The sequence below is a fragment of the Pseudoalteromonas sp. SWN166 genome, assembly GCF_015864485.1.
In the GTDB taxonomy this organism is placed as follows: domain Bacteria; phylum Pseudomonadota; class Gammaproteobacteria; order Enterobacterales; family Alteromonadaceae; genus Pseudoalteromonas.
The window spans coordinates 121,835-142,703 of record NZ_JADYXB010000003.1 but is presented as its reverse complement, the minus strand read 5'-3'; the positions used below and the strand labels follow the sequence as shown (position 1 = coordinate 142,703).

General features: G+C 39.0%; 18 protein-coding genes. 12 read left to right on the top strand and 6 right to left on the bottom strand.

Going from position 1 to position 20,869, the window contains the following annotated elements; genetic code table 11:
• The first annotated feature begins 1 nt into the window (after nucleotide 1).
• Complete coding sequence (locus tag I6F49_RS03000) at nucleotides 2-3,256, top strand: pilus assembly protein (protein ID WP_197178282.1); 3,255 nt, start codon at nucleotides 2-4, stop codon at nucleotides 3,254-3,256.
• 9 nt (nucleotides 3,257-3,265) lie between these two features.
• Nucleotides 3,266-3,682, top strand: a complete 417-nt coding sequence (locus tag I6F49_RS02995; RefSeq protein WP_024589416.1) for a type IV pilin protein — start codon at nucleotides 3,266-3,268, stop codon at nucleotides 3,680-3,682.
• Between the two features lie 6 nt (nucleotides 3,683-3,688).
• Here the strand turns inward: I6F49_RS02995 and I6F49_RS02990 are convergent, their stop codons facing one another.
• Entirely contained in the window at nucleotides 3,689-4,219 is a 531-nt protein-coding gene (locus I6F49_RS02990) for a GspH/FimT family pseudopilin (RefSeq protein WP_165729057.1), read from the bottom strand.
• Between the two features lie 79 nt (nucleotides 4,220-4,298).
• The gene (locus I6F49_RS02985) at nucleotides 4,299-4,850 is read right to left on the bottom strand and encodes a GspH/FimT family pseudopilin (protein ID WP_007581379.1); all 552 of its coding nucleotides are present in this window, start codon (nucleotides 4,848-4,850) and stop codon (nucleotides 4,299-4,301) included.
• Nucleotides 4,851-5,010: 160 nt separating this feature from the next.
• Here I6F49_RS02985 and glnB point away from each other — a divergent pair, with 160 nt between their 5' ends.
• Entirely contained in the window at nucleotides 5,011-5,349 is a 339-nt protein-coding gene (glnB, locus tag I6F49_RS02980; RefSeq protein WP_002962211.1) for a nitrogen regulatory protein P-II, read from the top strand.
• Nucleotides 5,350-5,396: 47 nt separating this feature from the next.
• Here the strand turns inward: glnB and I6F49_RS02975 are convergent, their stop codons facing one another.
• A complete protein-coding gene (locus I6F49_RS02975) occupies nucleotides 5,397-6,161 on the bottom strand; it encodes an outer membrane protein assembly factor BamD (protein ID WP_007581382.1) in 765 nt (254 codons plus the stop codon).
• 141 nt (nucleotides 6,162-6,302) lie between these two features.
• Here I6F49_RS02975 and rluD point away from each other — a divergent pair, with 141 nt between their 5' ends.
• The 3 genes from rluD (at nucleotide 6,303) to clpB (ending at nucleotide 10,684) form a co-directional block, all read left to right on the top strand.
• A complete protein-coding gene (rluD, locus tag I6F49_RS02970; protein ID WP_007581384.1) occupies nucleotides 6,303-7,280 on the top strand; it encodes a 23S rRNA pseudouridine(1911/1915/1917) synthase RluD in 978 nt (325 codons plus the stop codon).
• A complete protein-coding gene (pgeF, locus tag I6F49_RS02965) occupies nucleotides 7,280-8,011 on the top strand; it encodes a peptidoglycan editing factor PgeF (protein ID WP_197178280.1) in 732 nt (243 codons plus the stop codon). The genes rluD and pgeF overlap by 1 nt, the downstream gene beginning before the upstream one ends.
• Before the next feature lie 96 nt (nucleotides 8,012-8,107).
• Complete coding sequence (clpB, locus tag I6F49_RS02960; RefSeq protein WP_197160053.1) at nucleotides 8,108-10,684, top strand: ATP-dependent chaperone ClpB; 2,577 nt, start codon at nucleotides 8,108-8,110, stop codon at nucleotides 10,682-10,684.
• Nucleotides 10,685-10,753: 69 nt separating this feature from the next.
• Here clpB and I6F49_RS02955 read toward each other — a convergent pair whose 3' ends face one another.
• Nucleotides 10,754-12,301, bottom strand: a complete 1,548-nt coding sequence (locus I6F49_RS02955; protein WP_197178278.1) for a methyl-accepting chemotaxis protein — start codon at nucleotides 12,299-12,301, stop codon at nucleotides 10,754-10,756.
• A gap of 585 nt (nucleotides 12,302-12,886) precedes the next feature.
• On the opposite strand from I6F49_RS02955, the gene gshA reads away from it, so the two are divergent.
• Nucleotides 12,887-14,464 (top strand): glutamate--cysteine ligase, encoded by a 1,578-nt coding sequence (gene gshA, locus I6F49_RS02950; protein WP_197178276.1) that lies wholly within the window; start codon nucleotides 12,887-12,889, stop codon nucleotides 14,462-14,464.
• Between the two features lie 145 nt (nucleotides 14,465-14,609).
• A complete protein-coding gene (locus I6F49_RS02945; protein WP_166419225.1) occupies nucleotides 14,610-15,221 on the top strand; it encodes a transglycosylase SLT domain-containing protein in 612 nt (203 codons plus the stop codon).
• Between the two features lie 47 nt (nucleotides 15,222-15,268).
• Here I6F49_RS02945 and I6F49_RS02940 read toward each other — a convergent pair whose 3' ends face one another.
• Both I6F49_RS02940 and I6F49_RS02935 read right to left on the bottom strand, forming a co-directional pair.
• On the bottom strand, nucleotides 15,269-16,537 hold the full coding sequence (locus I6F49_RS02940) for an HlyC/CorC family transporter (protein WP_197178274.1): 1,269 nt from the start codon (nucleotides 16,535-16,537) through the stop codon (nucleotides 15,269-15,271).
• A 61-nt stretch (nucleotides 16,538-16,598) separates the two neighbouring features.
• Entirely contained in the window at nucleotides 16,599-17,405 is an 807-nt protein-coding gene (locus I6F49_RS02935) for a cytochrome C assembly family protein (protein ID WP_197178265.1), read from the bottom strand.
• A gap of 251 nt (nucleotides 17,406-17,656) precedes the next feature.
• Between I6F49_RS02935 and ffh the strand changes: the two genes are divergently transcribed.
• From ffh to trmD, 4 genes are all read left to right on the top strand, one after another.
• Nucleotides 17,657-19,036: a signal recognition particle protein gene (gene ffh / locus I6F49_RS02930; RefSeq protein WP_166419222.1), complete on the top strand. Its 1,380-nt coding sequence runs from the start codon at nucleotides 17,657-17,659 to the stop codon at nucleotides 19,034-19,036.
• A 260-nt stretch (nucleotides 19,037-19,296) separates the two neighbouring features.
• Nucleotides 19,297-19,545, top strand: coding sequence for a 30S ribosomal protein S16 (rpsP, locus tag I6F49_RS02925; protein WP_002962192.1), 249 nt, complete (start codon nucleotides 19,297-19,299; stop codon nucleotides 19,543-19,545).
• Nucleotides 19,546-19,562: 17 nt separating this feature from the next.
• Complete coding sequence (gene rimM, locus I6F49_RS02920) at nucleotides 19,563-20,099, top strand: ribosome maturation factor RimM (protein WP_166419221.1); 537 nt, start codon at nucleotides 19,563-19,565, stop codon at nucleotides 20,097-20,099.
• On the top strand, nucleotides 20,099-20,866 hold the full coding sequence (gene trmD, locus I6F49_RS02915; protein ID WP_011327635.1) for a tRNA (guanosine(37)-N1)-methyltransferase TrmD: 768 nt from the start codon (nucleotides 20,099-20,101) through the stop codon (nucleotides 20,864-20,866). The genes rimM and trmD overlap by 1 nt, the downstream gene beginning before the upstream one ends.
• Nucleotides 20,867-20,869: the final 3 nt, after the last annotated feature.

Here is a 20,869-nt window from a genome sequence, read left to right as displayed (position 1 = left end):
GATGAAATTTAAATTAAATAAAACGTGTGCTGCATTATTTGGCCTAACAATAAGTGCTTCAGTTTATGCCGAAGATATAGAGCTGTATGTAAATCACGATGTAGAAACTGATGAAAAACCACGTGTAATGATGATTTTTGATACTTCTGGAAGTATGGCTTGGGATGTTATAGATGGAAAACAGTGTTATCAATGGGATGGAAACTCAGCAAATAATCCTCGGTTTTATCAAAGCACATGTTTTGAGAGCTCAGGCTCTCGCGATACAAAAGATTGCTTCAAAAAAGTTAACTCAGGCACCAAGCTAGGTCGATTTTATAATGGAACGACAACAAATGGGTACAATTACAGTAACAATTACTATGACAATACATGTAATGATAGTCGGCTAAACGTTGCACAGAATGCGATTAAACAGCTGGTCGATGATAATGATGATATTGACTTTGGATTAATGCGATTTAATGGTGGCTCAGGTGGATATGTTCTAGCAGGCGTTGGTGCAGGTAAAGCTGATATATTACAAAAAATTAATGATTTACCTGCAAATGGCGCTACACCTATAACGGAGACGTTATGGGAAGCCTACCGTTACATTACCGGACAGAATCTTGATTTTGCCAGTGGGAATGACGATCGTGATAAAAGTATAGATAACAACAAAACTTATGAATCACCGTTTAAGCAAAAGGATGGTGAACCATTACGTTGTGATAATTCAATCAATGTTATTGTGATGACTGATGGTGATCCTACTAGCGATAGTGGAAGAAATAGCCAAATTGCAGATGTCCATAATGACCTATTTACTGACAATATACCTTTTGACGATGGGTACTACAGCAATAGTTATTTAGTTGCAATGGCGAAAATTTTACATGGAACGTCAGATACAAAAATCGATTTATATACACCAACAAGTGATGTGTTAGATACAGGGCGCCTTTACACCATTGGTTTTGGTACTGGTATGAGTCAAGGAGGGATTGATTTACTCGATAAAGCGGCAAGTGTAGGTGGTGGGCAGTATATAGAAGCAAAAACCGCTGAAGCACTTTCAGAAGCTTTAAAAAATACAATTTCAAGAATTAGAGAAGTAAATGATAGCTTTTCATCGCCGTCAGTAGCTAGTAATAATGTAGATCAAACACGTAGCCGCGATGCTATTTATTTCGCGATGTTTTATCCAGAAACCGGTGCTCGCTGGCGTGGCAACCTAAAAAAGCTGAAAGTATCAGGGAGTCAGATTGTTGACTCAAAAGGACTATCAGCACTTGATGAAAATGGTTTAATTGATGAAAATGCGAAAACATTCTGGTTGCCAGATAACGAGCCAGCAGATGGTAATTTAGTTGCTCAAGGCGGTGTGAACCTTCATTTAACGACATTAGATTCAGATAGCCGTAATTTATACACTGATAACCAGGGAGCTATAGTAGATTTTAATACTTCTGTTGTGAGTGATATTCTCAACTTAGTTGATAACAACCCGCTCAGCTTATCGAGTAATGATATCAAATGGGCAATGGGTATAGACGTTGATGATGAAGATGGCGATGGGTCTAAGGTTGACCAGCGCAAAGATATTTTTGGTGACCCTCTGCATTCTAAACCTGTTGCAATCGATTATGGTAATGATGATATTCGAGTTTTGATAGGAACTAATGCTGGCTTTTTACATATGTTTAAGGATTCAGATGATAGTGTAAGTGAAAGTTGGGCATTTATACCGTCTGCTTTATACAACATTATTGAACCTCTACGTGAAAATCAAGCCGATACGAAAGTATATGGTATGGATGGTCCTATTAGTATTTATTTTGATAATAAAAACTTAAATAGTGATGGTTTAAATGACGGTATTATTGATGCGAGTGGCGACGATAAAGTGTGGGCTTTTGCGGGGATGCGTCGCGGTGGTAAAAATTACTACGGACTTGATATAACAAACCCGAACATACCGAAAAAATTATGGGACGCTCCAATCGAAGGTGGTAAAGGTGATTTTAAAGAGCTTGCACAAACCTGGTCAAAGCCACAAATAGCCTACATTAAAGCATTTGGGGATAAACCCTTATTAGTTTTTGGTGCTGGTTATGATACTAATAAAGACGCAGCTATCCGTAGTGAAGATGGTACAGGGCGAGGTATCTATATTGTTGAAGCCGAAACAGGTAAAAGAGTATGGGCATTAACACCCGATATTAATGGCTTTAAAGGTAAGCATAGTATTGCTGCAGATATAACCACGCTTGACTCAGATTATGATGGATATATAGACCGAATTTATGCGGCAGATACAGGTGGAGATATTTGGCGTATAGATATGCCTGGTAGTAATACTAGTGAGTTTAGCCACTTTAAATTAGCTGAGCTTGGTAGTAATAAAGCAACTGAGGACCGACGCTTTTTCTATAAACCACTCGTAGCACGTACAATTTATAGTAAAGTAAGCGAGTCAACAGTTAATGGTAGTACCGTTATAACACGCTTAGATACACCGTATGATGCCATAGTTATCGGCAGTGGTAATCGCTCAAAACCAACCGGCACCAATGAAAAAGATCAATTGTTTATGATCAGAGATGAAAATACGGTTACTAAATCGTATAAAACGAATGCACCAGATACTATTGTGCCTGCTGATTTGATGCAAATGAATTCAGACCCATTTGGCAATGCTCTAGATGACGTTGATGATTTTGTTGACTTAGAAGTGGGCTTGGCTAAATTTAATGGCTGGAGATATGAGTTAGGAACGGGTGAAAAGTCGCTAGCTGCTGCTACAGTTGTTGGAGGTGTTGCCTATTTTACAAGCTTCACTCCTGCATCAGATACATCGACTGAAAATCAATGTTCGCTAAGTGGTGGTGGTGGTTCTTTATACGCTTTTCACTTACATTACGGTACTAAAGTGTATGACGACCTTAAATTTACAACCAGCTATGATGTACCAGACACACCTCAGTTATACTTTGGTGAAAGCCCTTCATGTGTAGATGGTAATGGCGATGGTAAATGTGATGACGACCCAACAGTTGACGTAATACAAGAAAGTCAGTTTTATTTAATTGGGCCTGGTATTAAAGGTGAAAATGCGGAAAATCCAATGAAACCTGTAGAAATAAAAGGTCCTGGTTTAACTGTTGTTGATGGTAAAGTTGTGTTGGTTAATGACAATGCAGTAGGGTTTGGCTTTAAAACCCAACAAACATATATCTATAAACGTGAAGAAAATGACGAAGTTAATAATTAAGGAAATTAGATGAAAAAACAACACGGGTTTACCTTAATTGAGCTGATGATAGCCGTTGCTATCGTCGGCATACTCGCTTCAATTGCGCTGCCTAACTATACTGAATATGTAAAGCGTGCTTCGCGCGCTGAAGCTGCTGCAGCATTGTTAGATGCTGCAAACAAGGAGGAGCAGTATTTTGTCGATAATAGGGAATATACAGAGACATTTACTGATTTAGGATTGCAAAGTAAGACCGAAAATGGCCATTTTGAGCTATCCATAAAGGTAGTCGATAGCAATACTTTCACTATTACAGCTAAGCCTATAGCCGGTGCTGTAAAGGGGGATAACGATTGTAAAGAGCTTACAATTACTGACACAGGCCTCAAAGGTGCAAAAGGAAGTAAAGGTAACTCTGATATTGATTATTGTTGGGGTCGATAGCCTAGATTACTTCTTCTGACACTTATCAGTTGATTTGATGCGAATTCTACCCGTTTGACTTACAGATAAAGCCAATCCTTCGAGATTGGCTTTATTGCTATTGGGGCAATATATAAAAGTCCCATTTTGAAAACCATTTAAAGAACCATCTGGACGAAATGTAATGGCGTTGCGCGGATACTCTAAAGTATCAGCATCATGGACATCCTCGAAAGTGCTTAAGAGTAACTCATCATCATCTAGAGTCGTTGATTTATCTTTATCGATAAATAGTGACATTTGACCATCCCACTCGTCCTTTGTACATTGACTGCCTTTTAGTGCGCAAAGCGTGACGTAAGTACCATTTTCAATTGCGTAAAGGCGGCCATAATTTATATTTCGATGTAGTAGATTCACATGGTTATCTAATCGGTTTTTAGCCAAGAAGTCTGGATAAAACCACATCGATAATTGACTGATTACAATGACAACAGCCATTGAAACCATTAATTCAAGAAGTGTCACTCCCTTGTTTTTTGATATTGATAATCTCATCCTTGAAGACCTGAGTTAATAAATGATTAACTCAGTCTAGTAAATGATACAAATATGACAAGATGAATTTGTATGTTTTTTAACCGCAAGTCTGAGCTGTATCACCGGTATAAAAAGAAGTACCAGATTGAGATACTGTTAAAGCTTTATTATTTTCACTGCCATTATTAGGACAAAATACAAAATCACCGGGGTTCGTTGTTATTCGACCACTGGTATTAAACCGTAATCTCCTATCATTACCAGTATATTTTATTTTGTCATTAAGGCTTATTTTTTCCATAACTCGTAGTAAAGAGTCTGTAGAGCTGTTGTATTGACCGCTATTATCACCATCAATGAATACAATGATAATTTTATTTCTGTCCCATCGATTACGACATTGCATTGTGTCATTTTGATTTTTTACTTCACCGTGCTGCGCGGCACATATAACGACTATTTCATCTGTACTTGCTGCTTGAGAGCGTGCATAGCTAATATTTCTTTTTAACTCCAACAAAAAATTCTCAGCTCTATTTTCTTCTAGCATATCGCTGCTATTCCAAATCGCAATTGATGCAATGATCCCAACGATAGCAACGGTTACCATGAGTTCTAAAAGAGTGAATCCGTTTTGTTTGTTTTTCATATTAATCTCATTTACTGCTAGTCATTTAAGTATAGCTATTTTTATACAATAAATTATACCATGATCGGTTGTTTTATCACCGTAATTCAATCGCTTTGTTTGCTATGAACATCATGATTGTCTAAAATCGAGGCAACTGGAGCTTTCAAAAGTAATTAATATGAAAAAAATAGAAGCAATTATCAAACCTTTTAAGTTAGACGATGTGCGTGAAGCGTTGTCGGATGTAGGTATTACAGGTATGACGGTAAGCGAAGTTAAAGGCTTTGGACGTCAAAAAGGTCACACTGAGTTATATCGTGGCGCAGAGTATATGGTTGATTTTTTACCTAAAGTAAAACTTGATATTGTATTGACTGATGAAGATGTAGACCGTGCAATTGAAGTTATTGTAAAAACGGCACAAACAGGAAAAATCGGTGACGGTAAAATATTTGTCACTGATGTTGAGCGTGTAATACGTATTCGTACTGCTGAGGAAGATGAAGAAGCGATTTAAGATTTTCTTCTACGCAGTAAAAAGGCGCTTACTAAGCGCCTTTTTGTTTATTTAGTTCTTTTATTTAGTCTTCGTGTTTGCTTTGCGTGCTCACTAAGCTCAGTTAAACCTAATTGGTCGTAACTTTTTTCCATCATTTCAAGAGCTGGATCCAAGTAACTGCTTTGTGAATAATGCTCAACAACAAACTTGCCTCTATTAGCTGCCGCTAAATAAGCTTCACGTTCGTAATAGTAAGTTGCTACTTTTAACTCATAACGTGCCATGCGGTTTAAAAGCCATACTAGACGGCGTTTCGCTTCAGGTGCGTAATCACTTTTTGGAAAGCGTTTTACTAGTGTCGATAAATCGGTAAATGCAACACGTGTACGGTTAGCATCACGATCGGCTCTATCTACACCAAAATACTCTTGAAACGCGTTTTTATCAGCTTTAATATTTACTAAACCACGCATGTAATACATGTAATCAAGGTCTTTATGATTTGGGTTTAAGCGAATAAAGCGGTCAATAGTTGCAAGTGCTTGTTCAGTATTACCTGATTGGTAATGTGCATACACTAAGTCCATTTGTACTTGTTTAGAGAATGGGCCAAATGGGTAGCGTGAGTCTATTGCACTTAAAAGTTCAATTGCGCGAGCATATAAACCAGAATCTAGCGTTTCTTTTGCATCTTCATATAAAGCGTGTGCAGACTTATTAGGTACACGTTGAATATCTTCTTGGTCTGGAGCAGACGAACAAGCGCCTAAACTAAGTACAGAAACTGAAAAAACAATGGCAAATGCACGTTTCCCTATTTTATTTATCATTTTATTTGTTACCTTCGATGTCTTCGGCTAGGCCAAGTCGGTAAAACCGAGTAAACTATGCGTATTATATTATGCTTTTATTAAAAGCGATTCTAACCCAGTCGAGCAAAGCTTGCACTGGTAAATTGGGTAAAGTTACTAATGTCAGAGCAAATTTCTCTTCAAGCCGACGTTCCAACCGAATTAGGTGGTAAACGTCTAGACCAAGTATTAGCACAATTGTTCCCTGATTATTCACGTTCTCGTATAAAAACGTGGATATTGGATGATAAAATCACCGTAGACGGTGAAATTTTCAACACTCCACGCGAAAAGCTACTAGGTGGCGAAGTTGTAAGTGTTGAAACAACAATTGAAGCACCACGCGAATACGAAGCACAAGATATCAAATTAAACATTGTTTATGAAGACGATGATATTTTGGTAATTAATAAACCAATGGGCCTAGTGGTTCACCCTGGTGCAGGTAATCCTAATGGAACAGTGCTAAACGCATTACTACATTACTACCCTGAAATAATTAACGTGCCACGCGCAGGTATTGTGCATCGTTTAGATAAAGACACGACCGGTTTAATGGTTGTAGCTAAAACGATTCCAGCACAAACGCATTTAGTGACAGCGCTGCAAAAGCGTGAAAACTTTACGCGTGAATATGAAGCACTGTGTAATGGCACTATGACCGCAGGTGGTATGGTTGAAAAAGCGATTGGCCGTCATCCTACTCAGCGTACTCATATGGCAGTACATGAACTGGGTAAACCGGCTATCACGCACTATCGTGTTGCTGAAAAATTCCGTGCTCATACTCGTTTACGTCTGCGTTTAGAAACAGGTCGTACGCATCAAATTCGTGTGCATATGGCGCATTTGAATCATCCGCTAATTGGCGATCAATCTTACGGCGGCCGTCCGCGTCCACCTAAAGGTGCAACACCTGAGTTATTTGAGTTACTTCGTAGCTTTAGACGCCAAGCATTGCATGCTGTAAAATTGAGTATTGCGCATCCAATCACGGGTGAAATGATGACATGGCAAGCACCTATCCCAGATGATATGGTTGCTATGACACTTGCATTACGTGAAGATACTAAAGCTAATCCTGATATCGATAGATAATGCACTTATTGTCAGCGACATGGCAAAACCTTCATAAAGTAGCAACGTTAAGTACTACTTGTGGAGGTGGTGTTTCAAAAGTCCCCTTTAAAAGTTTTAATTTGGGATTCCATGTTGGTGATAATAAAAGTGATGTAGCAAAAAACCGCTCACTATTAACCGAACTCCTACCTAAACCTGCCGTGTGGCTAAATCAAGTTCATAGTTCTGATGTTGTTATTGTTGATGAACATTTTGATTTTGATGAGTTACATAATGCTGATGCGCTTTATACTCGGTTATTAAACCAACCTTTGGCTATAATGACCGCCGATTGCTTACCTATTTTATTAGTGAGTGATGATGAAAAAGAAATCGCAGCTATACATGGTGGCTGGCGAGGGCTCGAGCAGGGAATTATTAAAAACACATTAGAGTGCTTTAGTACAAAATATGAAAATATAAGTGCGTGGCTAGGGCCTGCAATTGGACCAAACCGATTTGAAGTGGGTGCTGAAGTATTTGAGTTATTTCAAAAAAGATCCCCTTCATTTACTCAAGCTTTTAAACTACAAGCAAATGGTAAATATCTAGCTGACATTTATAGTATTGCTCGCATATTACTTATCCAGTCAGGGGTTAAAAATATTACGGGCGGCGACTATTGTACAGTCTCTCAAAGTGACTTGTTTTTTTCATATCGACGAGATGGACAAACTGGACGTATGGGAAGTTTGATCTGGCTCAAATAATTCACATTTTTCAACATTATATTTCCCTCCACACCTTGAACAAATACCTAAACAGACCCATTAATTAAGCAACTATATTATTTAATAGGTAATACCATGCGTTTAGATAGATTTACAAGTAAATTTCAATCTGCGCTCTCTGATGCGCAATCGTTAGCTCTTGGCCGTGATCATCAATTTATTGAACCAGTACATTTAATGTATTCATTGCTTAAGCAGAGCGGCTCTAGTGTGCGTGCATTACTTGCGCAAACAGGTGTCAGTGCGGACGAACTTAATACTAAGCTTTCTCAAGAAATAGAAAAGTTATTTAAGGTTGAAGGCGTAGGCGGCGACGTGCAGCTATCAAATAATATGGCTTCACTTATAAACCTGTGCGACAAATACGCACAAAAACGCAAAGACAAATACATTTCAAGTGAGTTATTTGTACTCGCTGCATGCGACGATAAAGGTCCACTTGGCGATATATTCAGGTCGTTAAATATTACCGCAACTAAAATTGAAACCGCGATTAAAGCTATTCGTGGTGGTCAAAAGGTTGATGATCCAAATGCCGAAGAAACACGCCAAGCGCTTGAAAAATTCACAATTGATTTAACTGAGCGGGCTGAGCAAGGTAAGCTTGACCCGGTTATTGGTCGCGATGACGAAATTCGCCGTACGATTCAAGTATTACAACGTCGTACTAAAAATAACCCTGTGTTAATAGGTGAACCAGGTGTTGGTAAAACAGCAATCGCAGAGGGATTAGCACAGCGTATTATTAATGGTGAAGTGCCTGAAGGATTAAAAAACAAACGCGTACTATCACTTGATTTAGGTGCGTTGGTTGCAGGTGCAAAATACCGTGGCGAATTTGAAGAGCGTTTAAAATCGGTATTAAACGAGTTGGCTAAAGAAGAAGGCCAAGTCATTTTATTTATTGATGAAATACATACTATTGTGGGTGCAGGTAAAAGTGACGGCGCAATGGATGCGGGTAATATGCTAAAACCAGCATTAGCGCGCGGAGAATTGCATTGCGTAGGTGCAACCACGCTTGATGAATATCGTAAATATATAGAAAAAGACGCAGCCCTTGAGCGTCGATTCCAAAAGGTACTTATTGAAGAGCCGTCGGTTGAAGATACCATCGCAATATTACGAGGCTTAAAAGAGCGTTACGAGCTACATCATTCAGTAGAAATAACTGATCCCGCTATTGTTGCTGCAGCTCAGTTATCTCATCGTTATATCAGCGATCGTCAGTTACCTGATAAGGCGATTGATTTAATAGACGAAGCGGGTTCTTCAATTCGATTACAAATTGATTCAAAACCAGAGTCGTTAGATAAGCTTGAACGCCGCATTATCCAATTAAAGCTAGAAGATAACGCGCTCGCTAAAGAAAAAGACGAAGCAAGTCTAAAACGCCGCAGTGAAATGCAAGAGCTAATCACAGATCTTGATGCACAATACCGCGAGTTGGACGAAATATGGAATGCTGAAAAAGCATCGCTTCAAGGCACGCAAGTAATTAAAGCTGAGCTTGAACAAGCAAGATTAGACTTAGACGTAGCGCGAAGAGCAAGCGACTTACAGCGCATGTCAGAGCTTCAATATGGGCGAATCCCAGAGCTTGAACGTAAACTCGATTTAGCCTCACAAGCCGAAATGCAAGAAATGACATTGCTTAAAAACCAAGTTGGTGAGGATGAAATTGCTGAAATACTCTCGCGTTGGACAGGTATTCCTGTGGCAAGAATGCTACAAGGTGAGCGTGAAAAGCTACTACAAATGGAAGATAAGCTACACAGCAAAGTAATAGGGCAAGATGAAGCGGTTGTGGCTGTTTCTAACGCAATACGCCGCTCACGTGCTGGGCTTGCAGATCCTAATCGTCCTATTGGTTCATTTTTGTTTTTAGGCCCAACAGGTGTGGGTAAAACAGAGCTGACAAAAGCACTCGCTGGTTTTATGTTTGATACCGAAGATGCCATGGTGCGTATCGACATGTCTGAGTTTATGGAAAAACATTCAGTTGCACGTTTAGTCGGGGCACCTCCAGGTTACGTGGGTTACGAAGAGGGCGGTTATTTAACCGAGGCAGTACGCCGTAAACCTTACTCAGTAATACTGCTTGATGAAATAGAAAAAGCACATCCTGATGTATTTAATATTCTACTGCAAGTATTAGATGATGGCCGGTTAACCGACGGGCAAGGTAGAACGGTTGATTTTAAAAATACCGTTATTATTATGACCTCTAATCTAGGCTCAGACATTATCCAAGAGCAAGCGGGTAATAATGACTACACGACCCTTAAAGCTAAAGTAATGGAAGTATTAATTAATGAGTTTAGGCCTGAGTTCATTAACCGTATAGACGAGACTGTTGTATTTCATCCGTTAGCTAACGAGCACATAAAAGAAATAGCTGATATTCAGTTAATGAAATTACGTGAGCGTTTAACTGAAATGGGATATTTACTTGAAATAAGCGATACGGCTCTTGAGCGAATTGCAGAAAGTGGTTTTGACCCTGTGTATGGTGCACGTCCACTTAAACGCGCTATTCAACAAACGATAGAAAACCCACTAGCACAAAAGCTACTTAATGGGGACTACATACCTGGTTGCGTTATTGTTATCGACGCAAATGACGAAGGCTTGGTATTTACTAAGCGTTAATTGTAAATAATTAAAGTCAAAAGCCGCTCATAAAGTAGCGGCTTTTTTATGTCTACTATATTGCTAGGTCTAAACTTTAAACGTAAGTAATAAATCGTTCACCCTACGCGAACCTTCAACAAGCTCAGCTGCTCCCGTAGCCACATTAAAGCTTAAGCTTAAGTTTTCATCACCAAAGTCTTTAATTTGCGAAACATTATTACTAATGTCGTTACTAACCATTTGTTGCTCTTCTGCAGCCGATGATATTTGTATTGCCAAATCAGATATTTCACTTATTTGTATAAAAATACCCTCAAGTTCAACTTGGGTTTTATCGGTTGTCAGCACACAGTTATCGGCTTGTGCTTTAGTGCTTTGCATTACTTTAGACCAGCTAAATAACGTATCTTGTATTTCTTTAATAGAACTGTGGATTTGTGTTGTCGCATTTTGAGTACGAGACGAAAGAGTCCTTACTTCATCGGCGACTACAGCAAAGCCTCGGCCATGTTCTCCCGCTCTAGCTGCTTCTATTGCTGCATTTAGGGCAAGTAAGTTAGTTTGATCGGCAATTCCCTCTATTTCACTCATTACCTTACCAATTTTATCGGCTTCAGAGGCTAAGCTGGTGGCTGTGGTTGCAGCCTCTTCTACTTGAAAAGCTAAATCAGATACCATTTTACTATTATCGGCAATATGCTCTTTTATTTCAGAGCAGCTTTGATGGGTGTTATTTACTTTATCAGCTGTTTGAGAAGTATTTACTGATATTTCCCCAATGGTAGAACTCATTTGAGTCATCGCTGATGCAATTTGCTCTAAACGTTCACCTTGTGAAGAAATACCTTTTTCAGTAAGCGTTGATTGTTTATCTAGATTAGTGGCGATCTCATTAAAGTTTAATGTGGAATCCTTCATACGGCCAAGAACAGTACGCAATTTTGCACTTAGCATTTGCTCTCTATAATCACTTACACTGTGGGGTGTGTGGCCGCTGTAAATATAACGAGAGACTGAATCAGCTGTTGCTTTTTGATCGCGCAATATCTTGGGAGTAACAATGAGTTCGTCATAATTTAGCACAATAACCAAAGCGCAAATAAATAGGCTAACTGCAGCTATTGTAATTGAGCCCGCAACAGCGATAAAAATTAGCCAAAGTAATAGGCATATAAAAGTAATACTTTGTCTTATTGTGGTGTGTTCTCGCAGATTAAATAATGATTTGTTAGTATTTATTTTGCTGTAAAGAGTTTGTGCGCGTTGTTTAAGCTGTGAGCTCGCTTTGGTTCTTACTGATTGATAACCAATGAGCTGACCATGTTCAAATATAGGGGTTACAAAGGCATCTACCCAGTAATAGCGACCATCTTTACATCGGTTTTTAACCATACCGCGCCAAGAGTGTTCTTGCTTTAGTGTTGCCCACATTTCTTTAAAAGCAGCTTTTGGCATATCAGGGTGACGAACAATATTATGATGCTGACCGATAAGCTCTTGTGCACTATATCCGGCTACAGAGCAAAACTCTTGATTAACGTACGTTATTACACCTTTAAGGTCGGTAGTAGAAACAAGCTCTTGTGACTCATCAAAGTATACTTCTTCATTTTTTAAGCTTTTATCATTGCGCATTATATTTGCTATCACCCTTTATTGTTGGAGCCATTATATTGGTTACAACATACAAAGCAAAAAATAGCGTATGTCCTTTTGTACTCATAAGGTAAATAATTGCTTTTATTGATCTAGATCAATTTTCAATATCGGGTAGCTAAGTTGAACTCATTTTGAATAAGTTCCGGTCTGTTAGTTTAGGCTTGTTTTTTATGTATTTAATTTATACTTAAATACGCATTTAAAGCATTTGTATAATGCCCCGAGCAATGGCAATATTACTACTTTATATACTGACGTTGGTCATATCAAGCTCATATAAAGTGGGTAATAATTATTAATTTTGAAAAATTATATTGTTCTTAGCAATTTATACCAATTGCATTAAATAAGTGATCTATTACATCGCTAATAAAATAGCACAATAACAAGGCGAAAATTATGACATGTAGTTGTTCTATATGAATAATTTTTAACGCAGTGAGTGCGCTATTAAATAGGATAGAATGATCATATTTTCAATAAAATTGGTATTAATCTTGAGTCTAAGTAATTAGCCCCCATAACCTTATGATTAAGCCACTTGGCCCGAGGAAAGATTTTTTGACAACACATGATTTAGCTAACGCACTTGAAGCGTTATCAGTAAATGAGCACCAACATGCAGTTAAAGGCATTAAACGTGGCATAGAGCGAGAGTCGCTAAGAATACAAGATAATGGTGCAATATCACCTCAAGGTCACCCAAAAGGGGTGGGCAGTGCGTTAACTAACGGCCATATCACAACTGATTTTTCTGAGTCTTTACTTGAATTTATTACTCCAGTTAGTGAATCGTCAACGCAAACGCTTAAGCAATTAAAAGACCTTCAAAAGTTCACTCTAGAAAAAATGGGCGATGAACTACTTTGGCCCATTAGCATGCCGTGCTTTATTGAACATCAAGACGATATAGTGCTAGCTCAATTTGGTAGTTCAAATACAGGAAAAATGAAAACACTATACCGTGAAGGATTAAAAAATCGCTACGGTAGTATGATGCAAGCAATTGCAGGTGTTCACTTTAATATTTCATTCCCGGATACGCTTTGGCAGTCACTTCATTCTTTACAAAAAAGCAATGCAAGCCTTCAAGATTTTATTTCAGAAAGTTACTTATCGCTTATTCGTAATTTTAAACGCGAATTATGGCTAATAAGCTATATGTTTGGTGCATCACCAGCATTATGTAACTCATTTTTACAAGGTCGAAAAACAGACTTACCATTTAAAAAACTAGGTAAAGGCACGCTTTACTTAGAAGTCGGTACTGCATTACGACTAGGTAATTTAGGTTATACAAACAGCGCTCAGTCGTCATTACGCGTAATGTATAACTCGTTAGATGAATATGTAGCGGGCCTTAAAAAAGCAATCAACACACCATCAGAAATTTATGGTGATCTTGATGACTACACGAGTAAAAACCCTAAACAGTTAAATAAAAATATTCTGCAGATTGAAAACGAATTTTACTCGCCAATTCGTCCTAAGCGCAATGCGAAAAGTGGCGAAACGCCAACGGATGCATTGCTTCGCGCAGGTATTGAATACGTAGAAATTCGTGCATTAGATGTTAACCCGTTTAGTGAAGTCGGTATTGATATTGAGCAAATTCACTTTTTAGATGTGTTTTTAACGTATTGTTTATTGAAAGATTCAGCTCCAATGGATTGGAAAGAACAAGCACGTAGTACTGAAAACCTCGACACAGTAGTAAACCAAGGTCGAGAAAAAGGGCTTATGCTTAATTTTAATAACACAGAGCGTAGTCTTCAATCGTGGGGTGATGAAATATTTACACAACTTACTGATGTCGCTAAATGGATGGATAATGCTTATGGTGTTAACTATTACTCAGAGACTATAAAGCGTATGGCGACGTGGATACATAACCCAGAGCTTACTTACTCTGGACGATACGTGTCGCAATTAAAAGAGTCTGGTTTAGACAACGGCCACTTTGCACTAGCATTGGCTAGTAAATATAAGCAAAGCCATGTAGATACTGACTACAGTGAGTTTTTAAAGCCTTGGCTTGAACAGCAAGTAGCAGATTCTAATGAGGCACGTGCTGCTATCGAGCAAGCAGATACCCAGTCATTCACCGCATTTTTAGATGCGTATTTTGACGGTAAATAACCTTGGTATTTAGTAAAATTTAAGCAAAAAAAACGCAGCCCATGTTGGCTGCGTAAATATATTCAGGGATGAACTAATGCTGTACTGCTGCATTCATTGAGTCAGACCCACACTTTTTAAAAAAGTTCTGTGAGATCTTAGAAAAATGAAAAAAAATGCAATTATTTTATCTCTCGCCATTACTTTAGCTGGCTGTGCTACGGCTCCTCCAAAGCAACCTAACGATCTATGTAAAATTTTTGAAGAAAAGCCTGATTGGTATTTTGACGCAAAAGACGCGCAAGAAAAGTGGGGTTCTCCAAAGCATGTGCTCATGAGTATGATGTACCAAGAAAGCTCATTTAGACATGATGCAGCTCCACCTATGGAGTACTTTTTATGGATAATTCCAACTGGTCGCGCAAGTGATGCTTATGGCTATTCGCAAGCTAAAACCCCAACGTGGTCTGATTATATTCGTGAAACAGGCAATAATGGTGCTGATAGAGACGACTTTGACGATGCAATCGACTTTATGGCGTGGTTTGTTTATAAAACCCATAAGGTAAATAAAATCTCTAAATGGGATGCTTACGCACAGTACCTTAATTACCATGAAGGCTGGGGTGGATATAAGCGTGGCACGTACAAAAAGAAAAAGTGGTTAATGGGTGTCGCAAACAAAGTTAAACACAGAGCGAGTCGTTATGGAGCGCAATTAAAGCGCTGTGAAGACGAGCTTGATAAAGGTTGGTTTGAACGTCTTATATTTGGCTAGATAGTTATTAATGGATATTAAAAAGGAGCCAATTGGCTCCTTTTTACTTAGCGAGAACGCTTATTAGGCTGAATCTTCACTTGTTTTATCATATTCTCTTTTACTTCGAGTACTTCAATAGGGTATCCCGCAATACGTAAACTAATATTTGCATCGGGAATATCTTCTAAGTATTCAACAATTAAACCGCTGAGAGTTTTAGGGCCGTCTAACGGAAAATCCCAACCCATTTCTTTATTTAAATCGCGTACGTTAGCGCCGCCATCCACAATACATGAGCCATCAGTTTGTGTTTCTACTTCTTCGCTTGGTGTACGAGTTTGCGTAGTTGTGAAATCGCCAACAACTTCTTCTAAAATATCTTCAAGCGTTACTAAGCCTTGAATATCACCGTACTCATCAACTACTAAACCAATACGCTCTTTAGATTGCTGAAATTTTAACAGCTGAGTATTTAGTGATGTACCTTCAGGGATAAAGTAAATTTCGCGAACAGCGCGCAGCAAAGAGGGTTTATCAAATTGCTCTTTTGTAAGCAAACGAAGTGCATCACGAGAGTGAATAAAGCCTACTGCATCATCTATATTATCACGATACAACAACACTCGAGTATGCTGAGCATGGGTAAGCTGGCGACTAATTAGTTTCCAGTCGTCGTTAATATCAATCGCCACAATTTCGTTTCGTGGGATCATAATATCTTCAACAGTTACCTGCTCTAAATCTAAAATGGAGGTCAGCATGCTTTGATGGCGAGCAGGAATAAGTGCACCTGACTCATTGAGCACTGTTTTTAATTCTTCTTTACTCATGCTGTGTTCGTCGATTTGTGCGGCACTAATACCAAATAATCGTAGTATTCCGTTGGTCATCCAGTTAATAACAACCACTAAAGGGAACATTATTTTAAGTAGCCCTTTTAAAATAATAGAGCTTGGAAAGGCAACTTTTTCAGGGTAAAGAGCGGCAAGGGTTTTAGGGGTTACTTCAGCAAATATAAGCACGACTAAAGTTAACACACCTGTTGCTATTGCAATACCGAGGTCACCATAAAGACGAATACCTATAATGGTTGCAACTTGGGCTGCTGCAATATTAACAAGGTTATTACCGATTAAGATTAAACCGATGAGCCTATCTGGACGGCTAAGTAATTTACTGACTCGTTTAGCTGCACGATGATCCTCTTTAGCGAGGTGTCGCAGGCGTATACGATTGATTGACATAATTCCGGTTTCTGAACCAGAAAAATAAGCAGAAAAAAGCACCAAAAAACCTAAAATGATAAATAGGGTACTTGTCGATATGTCGTCCAACGATGGATCCTTTTCTTATAAATCAATGCGTATTAAGCTAGAGTGAGCAAGCAGAGTCAAGTTAAAACTTATTTAGTATCACTTCTTGTATGAAACGGCTGCCAAAATAAGCGAGTGTGAGGACAAATGCAGCGACCATGATTGTAATAACCACCGGTTTACCGCGCCAACCCTTTTTCATATGACCAATAGCAACAACGGCAAAAATAGCCCACGCAACTAACGACAATATTGTTTTATGAATAAACTCTTTAGCAAACATACCATCAAGAAATACAAATCCTGAAAGTAATGCAAACGTGAGTAATATAGTGCCCAAATTAAGAAGTTGGTAAAGCTGGCGCTCAACAACCATTAAAGGCGGAAGGTGACTGTGTACAATGGCTAAATCTTTACGTTTTAAACGTTTATCAATAAAGTAAAACTGTACACCGTATAAAGTAGCGATAATTAAAATACAGTAGGCTAACAAAGAAAGAGAGATGTGCGTTACCAAGCCAACGTCAATATTAATACTTTGCAATAAAATATGATGAGGAATAAATAAACTGGCAATTGTTAATAAAGCACCAAAGCCATAAACAACGGGTAATAATAAGGTCGCAGGAAATTTTAGCGAAACAGCAGTTACCGAAACGACAATAACCCAGCAGGTTAGTAAAGCGACATTTACAATACTTAAGTCTTGGCCATCAGCCCTAAAAACAGAGTTAACCAATAGAAGCATATGCGCCACTATAGCAACTGTGCTCAAAATAACGGTTACTTTTTGGCTAGGGCCTTGTTGATGAAACAGGCGTGAAAGCACGTGAGACGTTGCTAACACATAAAATAAACTGGCAATAATAGTTAAACTAATAATCAGCATTGTGCTTGGGCCACTTAATTTGAGACAAAATAATCCTTGTTGTTATATGGTCATTGTATTTTATAGCAAAGCAAATGCATAGACCTTAAAAAAAGAAACTCAACAAGGTGCACTTGAACACTATATTGTAAGACGCCATATACGGTATACTACTTTTAATTGAAACTTAATAAGTCAATCTAGGTTAATTGTAAATCAAATTAACCGTAAATTTAAATGGATTGATATAAACGTCTTATCGGAACCGTTACATGTTTGAGAACCTCCAAGAACGATTAGGTAAAACCTTAAAAAATATCAGTGGCCGTGGCCGTCTGACTGAAGACAACATAAAAGATACACTTCGCGAAGTGCGTATGGCATTTTTAGAAGCCGATGTGGCATTGCCTGTTGTTCGCGAGTTTGTAAAACAAGTTAAAGAACGTGCAGTTGGGGTTGAAGTTACAAAAAGCTTAAGCCCAGGCCAAGTATTTATAAAGATAGTGCGTGAAGAACTAGAAAAAGCAATGGGTGAAGCTAATGAAGAGCTAAGCCTTAATGCGCAACCGCCAGCCGTTGTAATGGTAGCGGGTCTACAAGGTGCGGGTAAAACCACCAGTGTAGCTAAGCTTGCTAAGTTTTTAAAAGAGCGAAAAAAGAAATCAGTACTAGTAGTAAGTGCCGATGTTTATCGCCCTGCGGCTATTAAACAGCTAGAAACGCTTGCAGCAGAAGTTGATGTTAATTTCTTCCCAAGTGATATTTCACAAAAGCCAGTTGATATTGCAACCGCTGCAATTTCTCATGCTAAAAAGAAATTTATAGATGTAGTGCTAGTTGATACTGCTGGTCGTCTACATGTTGATAGCAACATGATGGATGAAATTAAAGATCTTCATAAAGCAATTAACCCAATCGAAACTTTGTTCGTTGTTGATGCAATGACAGGTCAAGATGCGGCGAATACAGCCAAAGCATTCGACGAAGCGTTACCACTTACCGGTGTTATATTAACAAAAACCGATGGTGATGCACGTGGTGGTGCTGCTTTATCTATTCGTCATATCACTGGCAAGCCTATTAAGTTTATGGGTGTGGGCGAGCGTACTGATGCACTTGAACCTTTCCACCCAGACCGTATAGCGTCGCGTATTTTAGGCATGGGTGACGTACTTTCATTAATCGAAGAAGTCGAGATGAAAGTAGATAAAGAGCAAGCTGCTAGAGTTGCTGAAAAAGTATTTAAAGGCGCAGGTTTTACTCTTGATGACTTTGCTGATCAATTAAAGCAAATGAAAAGCATGGGTGGCATGATGTCAATGCTCGATAAACTGCCTGGTATGTCTAACTTACCAGATGCTGTTAAAGGTCAAATGGGTGATAAAACATTTATCCAAATGGAAGCTATTATTAGCTCAATGACCAAAAAAGAGCGCGCACGCCCAGAAATCATTAAAGGTTCGCGTAAAAAACGCATCGCAGCAGGCTCTGGTACACAAGTACAAGAGATTAATAAGTTGCTTAAGCAGTTTACGCAAATGCAAAAAATGATGAAAAAAATGAAAGGTAAAGGCGGCATGACTAAAATGATGCGCGGTATGAAAGGCATGTTACCACCTGGAATGATGGGCGGCGGCGGTCCTAAATTTTAAAAAGTACCATTAAGTTATTTTTTAAAATAATAGCGAATCATATTTAAAGGAGCAAATTGCTCCTTTTTTGTTGAATAAATTATGCATGTAATGCACCTTTAACTCTGATTTGTCGTTGAGATCACGGTTTAACCTACTAAACTACCTTTTTGCTTCACTTCTTACTTGCGTTATTGCCAAAAACTCGTACAATTCCCCAGCTCCCCATTCTGGGGAGTAAATCTTATTAATGAAAACAGTCAATCTTTATAGAGGACGGTATGGTAACTATTCGTTTGCAACGTGGTGGCGCTAAAAAACGCCCTTTCTATCAAATTGTGGTTGCGGATAGCCGTTTCTCGCGTGACGGTCGCTTCATCGAGAAAGTAGGCTTTTTTAACCCAATTGCTTCAGGTCAAGAAGAAAAAATTCGTTTAGATTTACCACGTGTTGAACACTGGGTAGGTCAGGGCGCATCTCTTTCAGATCGCGTAGCTAAGTTAGTAAAAGACGCTCGTAAAGCGGCTTAATAGGCGTAAGTGTAACCATGAGTCAAGAGAACACCTCATCAATAATTGTCGTAGGAAAGCTCGGTGCCCCATATGGTATAAAGGGCTGGCTTAAGGTACATTCATTTACTGATGATCCCGTAGGGATCTTCGATTTCAGCCCGTGGTTGATAGGGCAACAAGGTAAATGGCAGTCCTTAGAAGTGGTCGATTGGCGTCGCCACAACAAAGGCTTTATCGCTAAATTTGCGCAGGTAAACGACCGAGACGAAGCAATGGCTTATACCCATGCTGAAATCTCAATGGATTCAGCGCATTTACCAGAACTCCCGCAAGGTGAGTTTTATTGGCGAGATCTCATTGGCATGTCTGTTGTAACCGATAAAGGTTATAGCTTAGGCATTGTTGATGACCTGATGGAGACAGGATCAAATGACGTACTGGTTGTGAAAGCAAACAGTAAAGATGCATTTGGTCAAGCTGAGCGTTTAATTCCTTTTTTAACTGATTCAGTTATTAAAGACGTTAAATACGACGCAAGAGAAATTACCGTAGACTGGGATCCTGGTTTTTAATGACGCAAACTAGTTCATTATGGGTAGGGGTGATAAGCCTTTTTCCAGACATGTTTGACGCTATTACAGACCAAGGTGTTACCGGTCGCGCAGTAAAAAGTGGCTTAATTGATTTTAACTGCTGGAATCCGCGAGACTACGCTTTAGATAAGCATAGAACCGTAGATGACCGTCCTTACGGGGGCGGACCGGGTATGTTAATGATGGTTGAGCCATTAAAAAAAGCGATTGCCGAAGCTAAAAAAGCAGCTGGTGATGGTGCTAAAGTAATTTATATGTCCCCGCAAGGGCGCAAACTTGATCAGCAAGGCGCTAGCGAACTCGCTAGTTCTAAAAAACTGATTTTGATTGCCGGTCGCTATGAAGGTATAGATGAGAGAATAATAGAATCATACGTTGACGAAGAATGGTCAATTGGTGATTTTATTTTGAGTGGTGGTGAACTACCTGCCATGACATTAATTGACGCAGTAGCGCGATTAGTGCCGGGTGTGTTAGGTCATAATCAGTCAGCAGAACAAGATTCATTTTCGGATGGCTTGTTAGATTGTCCACACTATACACGACCAGAAACATTGGACGACAAACAGGTTCCTGCTGTATTACTCAGTGGTAACCACCAAGAGATAGCAAAATGGCGGCTTATGCAGTCATTAGGCAGAACTTGGTTACGACGTCCTGACTTGTTGCATAACCTAGCTCTGACTGAGGAGCAAGCGGTATTACTCGCGAAATTTCAGCAAGAGTACCAAAAAGCTTGTGGCTAGAAG